Source organism: Streptomyces sp. NPDC002144, assembly GCF_053593695.1.
The window spans coordinates 1-9,965 of sequence record NZ_JBSFDB010000116.1; the positions used below are offsets into that span (position 1 = coordinate 1).

At 68.5% G+C, this 9,965-nt stretch carries 14 protein-coding genes and 1 pseudogene; 3 read left to right on the forward strand and 12 right to left on the reverse strand.

The window, feature by feature from the left end; translation table 11 throughout:
- Nucleotides 1-175 precede the first annotated feature (175 nt).
- The 5 genes from ACWCQ1_RS51040 to ACWCQ1_RS51060 all read right to left on the reverse strand — a co-directional run bounded on the left by ACWCQ1_RS51040 (nt 176) and on the right by ACWCQ1_RS51060 (nt 3,238).
- The gene (locus ACWCQ1_RS51040) at nt 176-490 is read right to left on the reverse strand and encodes an STAS domain-containing protein (protein ID WP_133049493.1); all 315 of its coding nucleotides are present in this window, start codon (nt 488-490) and stop codon (nt 176-178) included.
- Between the two features lie 354 nt (nt 491-844).
- On the reverse strand, nt 845-1,429 hold the full coding sequence (locus tag ACWCQ1_RS51045) for a DUF5994 family protein (RefSeq protein WP_451030003.1): 585 nt from the start codon (nt 1,427-1,429) through the stop codon (nt 845-847).
- 147 nt (nt 1,430-1,576) lie between these two features.
- Complete coding sequence (locus ACWCQ1_RS51050; protein WP_451030004.1) at nt 1,577-1,921, reverse strand: hypothetical protein; 345 nt, start codon at nt 1,919-1,921, stop codon at nt 1,577-1,579.
- A 357-nt stretch (nt 1,922-2,278) separates the two neighbouring features.
- Nucleotides 2,279-2,830: a DUF5994 family protein gene (locus ACWCQ1_RS51055; protein ID WP_451030005.1), complete on the reverse strand. Its 552-nt coding sequence runs from the start codon at nt 2,828-2,830 to the stop codon at nt 2,279-2,281.
- A 156-nt stretch (nt 2,831-2,986) separates the two neighbouring features.
- A complete protein-coding gene (locus ACWCQ1_RS51060) occupies nt 2,987-3,238 on the reverse strand; it encodes a hypothetical protein (RefSeq protein WP_451030006.1) in 252 nt (83 codons plus the stop codon).
- 156 nt (nt 3,239-3,394) lie between these two features.
- Between ACWCQ1_RS51060 and ACWCQ1_RS51065 the strand changes: the two genes are divergently transcribed.
- Complete coding sequence (locus tag ACWCQ1_RS51065) at nt 3,395-3,880, forward strand: DUF5994 family protein (RefSeq protein WP_133049499.1); 486 nt, start codon at nt 3,395-3,397, stop codon at nt 3,878-3,880.
- A 208-nt stretch (nt 3,881-4,088) separates the two neighbouring features.
- Here ACWCQ1_RS51065 and ACWCQ1_RS51070 read toward each other — a convergent pair whose 3' ends face one another.
- From ACWCQ1_RS51070 to ACWCQ1_RS51085, 4 genes and pseudogenes are all read right to left on the reverse strand, one after another.
- A complete protein-coding gene (locus ACWCQ1_RS51070) occupies nt 4,089-4,490 on the reverse strand; it encodes a DUF5994 family protein (protein ID WP_451030007.1) in 402 nt (133 codons plus the stop codon).
- Between the two features lie 42 nt (nt 4,491-4,532).
- Nucleotides 4,533-4,721: pseudogene (locus ACWCQ1_RS51075) on the reverse strand (acyl-CoA desaturase); the annotation flags it as partial.
- Between the two features lie 638 nt (nt 4,722-5,359).
- Nucleotides 5,360-6,544, reverse strand: a complete 1,185-nt coding sequence (locus ACWCQ1_RS51080) for a N(5)-(carboxyethyl)ornithine synthase (RefSeq protein WP_133049501.1) — start codon at nt 6,542-6,544, stop codon at nt 5,360-5,362.
- A gap of 104 nt (nt 6,545-6,648) precedes the next feature.
- The gene (locus ACWCQ1_RS51085) at nt 6,649-7,266 is read right to left on the reverse strand and encodes a DUF6233 domain-containing protein (protein WP_451030008.1); all 618 of its coding nucleotides are present in this window, start codon (nt 7,264-7,266) and stop codon (nt 6,649-6,651) included.
- Nucleotides 7,267-7,537: 271 nt separating this feature from the next.
- Here ACWCQ1_RS51085 and ACWCQ1_RS51090 point away from each other — a divergent pair, with 271 nt between their 5' ends.
- Both ACWCQ1_RS51090 and ACWCQ1_RS51095 read left to right on the forward strand, forming a co-directional pair.
- Nucleotides 7,538-8,011, forward strand: a complete 474-nt coding sequence (locus tag ACWCQ1_RS51090) for a nuclear transport factor 2 family protein (RefSeq protein WP_451030009.1) — start codon at nt 7,538-7,540, stop codon at nt 8,009-8,011.
- A 25-nt stretch (nt 8,012-8,036) separates the two neighbouring features.
- Entirely contained in the window at nt 8,037-8,585 is a 549-nt protein-coding gene (locus tag ACWCQ1_RS51095; protein WP_133049504.1) for a TetR/AcrR family transcriptional regulator, read from the forward strand.
- A 36-nt stretch (nt 8,586-8,621) separates the two neighbouring features.
- On the opposite strand, the gene ACWCQ1_RS51100 is transcribed toward ACWCQ1_RS51095, so the two are convergent.
- The 3 genes from ACWCQ1_RS51100 to ACWCQ1_RS51110 form a co-directional block, all read right to left on the reverse strand.
- Nucleotides 8,622-8,936, reverse strand: coding sequence for a hypothetical protein (locus ACWCQ1_RS51100; RefSeq protein WP_451030010.1), 315 nt, complete (start codon nt 8,934-8,936; stop codon nt 8,622-8,624).
- 205 nt (nt 8,937-9,141) lie between these two features.
- Nucleotides 9,142-9,504, reverse strand: a complete 363-nt coding sequence (locus ACWCQ1_RS51105) for a tyrosine-type recombinase/integrase (protein ID WP_451030011.1) — start codon at nt 9,502-9,504, stop codon at nt 9,142-9,144.
- Nucleotides 9,505-9,749: 245 nt separating this feature from the next.
- Nucleotides 9,750-9,965, reverse strand: a 216-nt coding sequence (locus ACWCQ1_RS51110) for a transposase (RefSeq protein WP_451030012.1), incomplete at its 5' end; no start/stop codon positions are given.

Below are 9,965 nucleotides of genomic sequence, written 5' to 3' on the forward strand. Positions count from 1 at the left end.
TGACCAAGCTGGCCGGGCCTACCGCCGGGCTGGCGGGATGTCAGGTCTGTGGAGCTGGCGTAAGACTGCTGGGCGTACCCACGTCCCTTGCCGTTGGTTCGGGGCAGCTGCTGTCTGAGAAGCAGAAAGCTCAACCCGCGAGGGAAGAATCTCCCTGCTTCAGCTGGGGGAGAAGTCAACAGAGGAGCATTCGATCGGAGCCGGTGTCCACGAGGAGTCGTGCGGTCTGCGGGGACGGGTAGTGCAGTCGCAGGGACGTGTGAGTTTCGGCGGCGTGCCGCGAAGCGTCGAGGAAGACGCGCAGGCCGCTGGTGTCGCAGAGGCCGACGGTGGTCAGGTCGACGTCGATGGTGGTGATGCCGTCATACAGGCACTGCTCCAGGGCGGTCCGCACCTGGGGCGCGGTGACCGGGTCGATCTCGCCGGCCAGGGTGATCAGTGCTCGCGTGCCCCGGTCGTGCCGGTAGATGTTCAGCTGCGGAAGGGTCATGATGCCTCGGTTCATGGGCCTCGGCCGCCACTCGCAGATTCGGGGCCTGGTGACGGAAACCGGCTGGTCACTTGTGGTGAGTGGTAGGGCTGCGTCGGCGGTGCGGTGGGAAGCGGCCACGGTCCCCGTCGCGGTGGTCCCGTTGCTCGCCGGAGGTTGGCGACTTGGACCGGCCGGCTTCTACCGGGGGTGGGGGGCGTGCCGCGTCCGTGCCGGCCGGGCAGGGGGGCGCTGTAGCGGTGCACGGCGATCCTGTCGGCGTGCTCGATGTTGAGCCGGTGGATCACGTATGCCGCCGCTGCGATGAGGACGATGAAGGCGGAGGCTGTCAGGAAGGTGTTCATGGCGGCCGTCTCACATACTGACGATCACGCGCTTGGGCGGACTGGGCTGATGCGGGACGGCCGCGGGCACCGAGGCGCCGCCCTCGTATTCCCATGCCTCGTCCGGGTCCAGTGGCTCGTCGCTGCGGACGAGACCGGGCCGGGCCTCGTCCGCGGCGATGAGCGCGCTCGCGGTCGCGGGCGGGCCGTCGTAGTTGGACGCGGCTGCCATCAGCCGGGCAGCCGACTTCGCTCCGGTTTCTGGCGGGATGATCAGCAGGTCCCAGCGGCCGGTGCCGTAGGAGAGCAGCAGCAGCTTGTGCGGGTCGATTTCCGGGGTGAACCAACCGACCTTGACGATGTGGCCGTCCACGGGAACCTGGCGTGGGATGACGGGCCAGTACTTCGGGTTGACGGCGATGCGCGTGATGCGGCCCCACAAGGGGTCCAACACGTCGGTCAGCGCGGGCAGTTCACTCAGCAGGTCTCGGGAGCGGGGCCACCAGGCACCGTCGAGGAGGCCACGGGAGGCGCCATCCGTCTTCAGGGCGAGACGCGCTGCTGAGGTTGCGGCGGGCTCGGGGTGCGGCAGGGTGGGGTGCAAGGTCGCCGACATGATGCGGACCCGTCTCCGGGCCGCTTCTGCGGCGGCCCGGGTTTCATCTCTCGCCGAGAACGACCCGGCGTGGAAGCCAGTGTGCGAAATGCCCTCGGTACTGTCGACACTACTCCGCGCTCGGCCGCGACGCGGAGTAGTGGCCGCCTAGATGTGGAGCAGTCTCTGGGTGATCTCCCGGTACTGCCTCAGTGCGTGCCGAAGTTCTTCGGACTGTGCGTCGGGGTTCTGGTCCTGCCAGCCGACGCGCTGGAGACGCCGTCGTTCTGCGAGGGCGTTCACGAGTTGGGCGGTGGCTTCGTCGTAGGCGCTCTCGGCCTCCTCCAGCACGTCGAGCGGGGTGTCGGCGAAGGTTTTGAGGGCGTGCCGGAGGCTGTGGACGATCTTGTCCTGTTCGTCCGACGGGAGCAGCGGCTCCGGGTTCGGGCTGCGGCGTCCGGCCGGGCCCGGAGTCGGGCCGGCGGACTGCCGGGCGCGTGTCTGGTCGTACATCTTGGGGGGCCACTTCCGTTCCGCCTGAAGGCGTGCTTGGTCTTCTCCAGGGCCTGTTTCAGGCTTCCGGAGACGCGGTCGTTCCTGCTCGGCGTTGCAGTCGCCTGGTGCGGGTGACCGGGCCGAGCTCTTGCGTGATCCTGCCCTTCACCGTCTGCGCCTGGTTGCAGATGCTCCGTGCAACGGTCATGGCCGGCTCTCGCTGTTGTCCGGTGGGTGGGTTCTCGCGGGAACCGGGCGAGGCGGAATGGCGGAATGCTTCGCCGTGTGTTCCCGCATGGCTCGGCACCGTGCGGCCTTTCCGCCTCCGGCGATGGTTCGTGTCGACGCGGTGGCCACGCGATCCGGGCCGCCTCGTTATGGCCGAGGTGGCGGCGCATATGGCCGCGTCTCCGCCGCCAGCCGGTCGGGCCGTCCGGTGTCGGCGTCGGCCGATGCGGAGGGGGCGTCTGTCAGTTCCGCCGTCATGAGAGCGGTCGCGGTCGATTGTGGGGCGGTGCTCGCGCTCGCGGCGGCCATCAGCCGGGCGGCCGATGGGTCGCTGGCCTCCGGGGGTATCACCAGGAGATCCCAGCGGCCCGAGGTTCCGGAAAGCAGCAGGATCTTGTGCGGGTCCAGCTCCGTGGTGAACCAACCGACCTTGACCACATGGCCGTTGACGAAAATCCGTTGCGGGATGATCGGCCAGTAGCGGGGGTTGACGGCGATACGGGTGATCCGCCCCCACAGCGGGTCCAGTACGTCGGCCAGCGCGGGGAGTTCGTGGCTCAGGTCACGGGAGCGGGGCCACCAGGCGCCGTCCAGCTCGACCTGTCCCGGGGAGGGGCTCATGGGTTTGAGGGCGAGGCGTGCGGTCGGGGCCCTGAAGGGCACGGCGCGCGGCGAGGGATGGTCGGTGATCGCGGACATCGTGCGAACCCGTCTCCGGACCCCTGCGTGTGAGCAGTTGCCCGGTGCCGTTGCTCACCAGGAACGACACCGGTATCGGGGCCGGTGCGCGAAGTGCTCCCGATGGGTTCACGCTACTCCTCGAAGAGGCCGAATGGACCGCTCCCGGAGATCCCCTCACTTCCGGCGGCCGTCCTTGCCCGAGGAGCGGCTGGTCTGTAGCCAGGACCGTGCCGGTTCTGCCGCGCTGGTGGTGTCTACAGTGAGCTCGAGGCGGGTCCCTCCCTCGGCGTCCGCGGGATAGCTGCATTGTTCTGTGGTGGCGAAGCAGTGACGGAGAACCTCCGCGACCCGGCGGGCGGCCTCGGGGGAGGCGGCGACGATACGTACGTCGGCGTGTCCGTCGGGGGGAGTCTCCTTGGGCTGCATGACGACCTCATTGTTCCCGCATGGGCATGGATCCTTGGACTGGATCTTTCACCCTACTCCGGCCCGTGTGACCAGCGAGCTTTCCGACGCTTGCGGGCCGCGGAGTACCATGGAAAGGGTAAGTCAAGCCGCATTCCTCGCAGACAGGCGAGTGTCATGCCCGACTCCGGTTCCCCGCGTGTGACCAGGCTCCTGCCGGACGCCGTCCACCAGGCGGTGAAGCCGGGGACGGCCGTCGTACGGCTACAGACCACGCATGACCGGCGGGGCGTTCTCGACGGGGCGTGGTGGCCGTGCTCCCGTGATATCGCAGCAGAGCTTCCCGCCCTGATCACCGCACTGACCGAGCACCTCGGGCCGCTCACGCGCGTCGGCCTGGACGCCGGAGCCTGGGACGCGCTGCCGACGCGACTGCTCGTCGACGACCGCGTCGTCCATATCGACTCCTTCCCGGTCGGCGACGACACCGTCCTCGTCACAAGGGGCGATCAGGACTACTTCTCCCTCCTCGTCATCCCGCCGCATGCGACGGCCGAGGCGGCACGCACCGCGATGGCTGATGCCGTCCGCGCCGACAACATCACGCGAGCCGAACAGATCCTCATCGACACCGGTACCGACCGGGTAGCGCCGAAGACTTGACGCCGGTCAGCCGAGGCGGCCGTCGTGCCAGTCCGGTGCCGGCGCCGGGGTGTCGAAGGCGCCGAAGATGATCTGCGCCGCGAACGGGTCCGTACAGCATCGGCCTCTGTCCGTGCTGGGCAGCGTAGTCCGCACCGGACCGCTCGCCGCACGCGCTTGACCCCTGCCCGGTCCCACGAGATCAACACCGAGTCTTCTTCGCAGCTTCTTACGCCTGACCGCCCGCCGCCCCGGCCGCCATGAGCGGTTCCGTGGCCTCCTCGGTCGTAATCGGCGGCACGACCGTCAGGTCCCAGCGCCCCTGGACGGGCGCGAGAAGGACGATGGTGTGCGCGGCGGATGCCGTGAGGGTCCTGTCCAGCCTGACGACCTGGTTGGAGACGAGCATCCGGCCGGGCACCGCAGACCAGGTCGCCCCGTTGACCGTGACGCTGGTGATATGGCCCCACGCGCGCGGCACCCCGGCGAGCAGTTGGGGTAGTTCGGCGAGCAGGTCGTACGAACGGGGCCACCACGCTCCATCGATGGCGCGGGGCATGCCGCCGTGAGGTGCCAGGCGCAGGCGCAGGAGAGGATGGGAGGAAAGCGGGGGTTGTAGCGCGGTGGTCATGAGAGCTCCTGCCAACTGCCGTAAATGGACGAATGGTTGATGTCAGGCGCGGCGGGCGGCGATGCGGGCCGGACTCGGTCGACGGACGTCGTGCACCCAGCTGAGGCGTTCGAGGACGCGGATGACGGCGGCCGACGGGTCGAGCCGGCCGCGGTCGACCCCGTGGCGGGCGCTGGTGGGGTCAGCGTGGTGGCGGTTGTGCCCGCTCTCGCCGAACGAGAGCAGGGCGAGGGCGAGGTGGCACAGCGCCAGGAAGGGGGACGTCCCTTTCGTAGCCCTGGGGCAGCGGGACGGTGTGACCCTCGTGGACGTGGTCGGACGGAGCGGCATACGTGACTCCTCGGCCTGGATGCGGATGGCGGCCGGGCTCACGGGTTGCCCTGTGAGGACGGGTCGCGTGGTGCGGAAGGAGGGTGGGCCGGTAGACCCGAACACGAGGAGACGGCCCGGGGCGGGCCAGTCCCAGTTCCGGCATACGGAAACTACTCGCCGTTTCCGCTAACTTCCGCCCGTGTCACAACCCCGTGTGCTCGCAAGCGGCATCGCGTTGACGCGGGCCGACACCGAGCGTTGACCGGCTGCACAGCTGAGGGCCATGCCGATCCGCACATCCGGCACGACGCGCAGAAAGCGCACTTGATGATGTACGAGCGGACGCGCGCCCCACACTCAGCGGACCAGCCCTGCGGCATCACAGGATGCCGCGCCCCGAATCCGGGACCGCTGTTCCCGTCGGACGAGCGGGACGAGATCGCCGAGTGTCTCGGAGCTCTCAGGGCGAGCCGGATCCGCACTCCTCCGCGAGGCGCCCGCCACGCGGAGGCTCGAGACAGTGGTCGGAGGACGGCTGAGCACCGGATGCCCTGCCGCTACGGCCGCGACGCCGCCCGGGTCTGGGTCTCCTCGTGGGCGTGCGGGTACTTTGCGGTGCGGTGCTGGAAAGCGAGAACCTTGGGGTTCTGGACGACGCCCTGGCGGATCTCGATGGCGTGCCGGATCGTGTCGTCGGCGTCCCAGCCGTCGGGGCCCTGGAGCACGACGTCCAGATAGGGCAGAAGGGCCTCGCTGTTCTCCCAGGTCGCGGAGTTCCACAGATAGGAGGGGCTGTGGTCCACGCCGTAGTACCTGACGTGGTCGCCGACGGTGAACATCGGCTCGGTGAAGGTGGTGGGCCGGGCCCAGTCGAAGCCCATGCCCTCGTCGCAGGAGACGTCGATGACCAGGGTGCCCGGGGCCAGCTTGGGCAGGTCCTCGTCTATCAAGAACATCAGCGGCGCGGCGGGGTCCTGCAGCACGCAGTTGACGATGATGTTGTGCCCGGCCAGGAACTCGGCCAGCGGCAGTGGGCCGTCCTCGGTGAGGGCGATGCTGCGTCGCGGGTCGAGGGTGTCGTCGGCCTTGTCGTGGTCGAAGTGGACGATCCGCGCGGAGTGGATGGGGGAGCTGACGGCGGTGACGCCACGCGCGGTGAGCACGTCGACGTCGTGTACGCCCAGGGCGCTGAGCGCGGTCACCGCGCCGCGGGCGGTCGCGCCGAAGCCGATGACCACGGCACGCTGGCGCCGCCCGTAGTCGCCTGTCACACCGGTCAGCTGCATGGCGTGAAGGACCGAGGAGTACCCGGCCAGCTCGTTGTTCTTGTGGAAGACGTGCAGGTTGAAGGCGCCGCTGCGGGTCCAGTGGTTCATCGCTTCGAAGGCGATCAAAGTCAGCCGCCGATCGATGGCTGTCTGGGTGAGCCTCTCGTCCTGGACACAGTGCGGCCAGCCCCACAAGACCTGACCCTCGCGTAGTTCCGCCAGGTCCTCCTGGAGCGGTTTGGCCAGCAGAATGACATCGCAGTCGGCGATGAGTTCCTCGCGTGTGCGGAAGCCCGCGATGAGCGGGGCGAGCCGGCTGTCCGGGACGCCGAAATGCTCTCCGTAGTTTTCCTGGAGGTAGATGCGCTTGCGGATACCGGCGTCGATGCGGTCGAAATGAGCGGGGTGAACGGGCAGACGATGCTCGTTTTCCTTGCGGGTCTGCGACATGATTCCGAGCGTGAGCTGCTGCAAAATTCCCCTTTGGTTGCTCCCTGTCTAGCACACCGGGGCAATCCGGCAGCCGGTCGCGACGGGCGGGCAAAGCGGGCCGGCGCTCGGGGGCTTCCGCCGGATTGTTAGGCGCGGGTGCTGGTGTGGCGTACGCCAGGTCCCCACTGCTCCTGTACGGGGGCTACGCACCACTGACAGAGGGGGCTGCCGCCGGGGCCGTACTTGTGGGTCTTGCGCTGGCAGACGGCGCAGGGGCCGACCTTGTCGCCGGGGCAGACCGGGGCGCAGGGGTCGGGGTCCGAGATCGGGGGTGGGGGAGTGGTCATCGGGGAGGTCGTCCTGTTCTGGGCGATTGGTACACATCGCCCGTTCGGCAGGATAGCGGGCGGTACGGCACGGCTGTTCGACCGCCACCCGGAGACTTCCGGGCGCGGGCGGTGGGTGGGTAAGTCGAGGATGTTCAGCTGGGTGTCGGGGGTGCAGTGGGTGCAGGCGTGCAGGCCGGTGGCGAGCAGGCGGCGGGCCTCGTCGCGGCCCTGGCCCGGCGTCGCTTGCCCGCCATGTGGCAGTTGCCGGCGTGGACCTGGACGGGGGGGGCGTCCCGTGCCGATGCCGAGTTCGACGATCCACTCCGGCGGGAGCGGCCGCTCGCGGCGGCCGCGCTCGGCTTCGGCCTGCCGCTTCACCAGGGCCTCGATCTTGGCGTCGATCCGTCGCACCCACAGCAGGTGCCAGGTGCGCATTCTGTGGAATCAAGTTCGTCAAGCGTCCTCAGTAGCACCGGACTCAGGTCGTGAGGGACCCGGTAGTTGCTGGCAGCCGTGAGGCCCCGACCGCCGTGGGCACCCAAATCATCGTCGTGTGGAGCGTCCTGGGAAGGTGAGCCTTCCGCTTTTCTGGACGCCACCCTCGACGTGGACCGGACCGGGATCCCCTGGCGCTTCCTCTGCTCGACTCCTGGCAACCGTTCGTGGCATGGTAGGTTATAGGTCGACCACTAACATAGGAGTGAAGATGACAGTTAAGGAAGACGACGCCGCCCGCCGGGCCGCCGCCCAGCACGCCCTGGCCGAGCACCTGCGCCTCACCGCCGCGGGGCGTGTCGAGGAATGGGTGGAGCTGTTCGCCCCGGACGCGGTGCTCGAGTTCCCGTACGCGCCGGCCGGCGTGCCCCAGCAGGTGACGGGGCGCGACGCACTGGTCGCGCACATGAGCAACTTTCCCGAGACCTTCGACGTGGAGTTCGTCGACCTGGTCTTCCATGACACGGTCGATCCGAGTCTGGTGATCGCCGAGTTCCGCTCGAAGGGAACGGCGCTGCCGACCGGCAAGCCGTACGAGCAGACCTGCATCTCCGTCGTCCGCACCGATGACGACGGCCGCATCACCCACTACCTGGACTACTGGAACCCGCTGGTGGCGATCGAGGCACTCACGCCCGACAACGTCCCGTCCGACTCCGACCTCAGCGTGACGTTTGGGCGCTGAGGGGAGCCATGTTTGACTGACGCCCATGCCTGCCGCCGGTACCAGCACGAAGAGCGACGAACGCCGTCGGGCCATCATGGCCGCCGCGGTCGACTGCTTCGCGCAAAAGGGTTTCTACGGTACGACGACGCACGAGATCGCAGCGTGGGTCGGCGTCTCTCAGCCGTACCTCTACCGCCTGTACCCGAACAAGGAAGCTTTGTTCGCGGCGGCGGTCGACCACGTGTCCGTCGTCATGACCGACACGCTGGTCGCGCACTCGCCGGCGTCGGGTGGGGCCGGACTGTCGCCCGAAGCGGCGTTGGATGCCGCACGCGGCGCCTACGCCGCGCTCGTCGCGGACCGGAACATCCTGCGTTTCCTCATGCACGCGAACTGTGCCGTCGGCGAGCCGCTGGTGGCACAGGCCGTGCGCCGTTGCTACGCCAAGCAGGTCGACACCGTCCGGCAGCTGCTGGGCGACGACGAGGCCGTGCGGCGCTGGTTCGGCGCCGGCATGCTCGACAACGTCGTCGCCGTGCTGGGTCTGGCCGACATCGATGAGCCGTGGGCGCACGTCCTCACCGCTCGATGACCCGTCACCCGGGCATGCGCTTCACCAAGCTCCCTGTCAGCGCGTGCCGTTGACGAGCGGCGAACCGGGTGACAAGTAGCCCCGGCGACCGGGCCACCGGTCATCGTCGGCGTCCCGCCGGACCTCGACGATCGGCAGCAGCTCACGCGGCGTGGGGCCTGAGGGACTAGGCACGTCAACGAGACGTTGCAGGAGCTGGTCGAGTGCGGTCTGACCGTCGTCGACCGCGGCCCGTTCTTCGTCGGTCAGTGGGATCGTGGCCAGCATGCGCTGGAGGTTGTCCTTCGCTTCGAGAAGCTGGCCTTTGCTGGAGTCCTTCGGGGTGTAGAAGTCGCAGCGGGCGCAGGCCATGCGGTGCGGGCACTGTTCGAAGAACGTGTACGTGCAGTAGCCGTGTCCGAGGTCGTAGTGCTGCCACGGTTCACCGGCTGCGGCTGCGCCTGCTTGGACTGCGTCGCGGTCGACGAGGACTTCGATGGTGCGGACGTTGCGGGCGAAGTACCCGGCGTCCTCGTATGCCTTGGTCAGGGTATTGGGGGCTGATCTTCGCGTAGTGCTAGGTGGATTCCGGGGAGCGGTGTCCGAGCCAGGCCTGCAGCTCGAACAGGGTCATGGGTTCTTTCGCGTTGTAGAGCTGGCTGGCGACGGTGGAGCGGGCCCGGTGACTGGTGATGTTGCCGCGGGCGTCGGCGGCTGGAACGCCTGCTTTGCGGCAGAGCATGGGGATGATGCTGCTGTTGATGTAGCCGCTGGAGACGGTGCGGGCGCGGTGGGCGAAGAGGAAGTCGACCTGTTCTCCGGTGCGTTTGTCAGTTCGTTGCGGCTGGTGGGGGCGGAGTGCTTCCCAGGCGTTGATGACCTGTCCGAGCAGCGGGTCGACCGGTTTGGTGAACGCCGTGCCGGTCTTGTGCGCGGGCACGTCCAGCAAGCAGACGGCGTCTCTTGCGAGGATGCGCTCGGAGTCACCGGCAACGGGACTGCCGTCGCGGCCCGCAACGTCCTGTTCGAGGGACGCCGAATCGTCGCCGCCGGACGGGCGGAGACGCTAAACGCCTGTGGAGCGCCGGTAAGACGGGCACACGTGCCCGCACAGCGCGTGGAAGCAGGAAGCCTCCGGAAGGGTCAGACGCCCCAGGCTGGAATCCCTGGACTTTAGACGTCATCTCATTTGGTGAGTCTGCGGTAGCAGATGAGGGTGCAGGCGATGCTGGTGAAGGCCAGGAAGTGCTCGGCTTTGCGCTCGTAGCGGCGGTGCAGTCTGCGGCATCCGGCGAGCCAGGACATTGTGCGTTCGATGGTCCAGCGGTGGCGGCCCAGTCGGGTCGAGGACTCGATGCCTTTGCGGGCGATACGGTGCCGGATGCCGCGCCCGCGTAACCA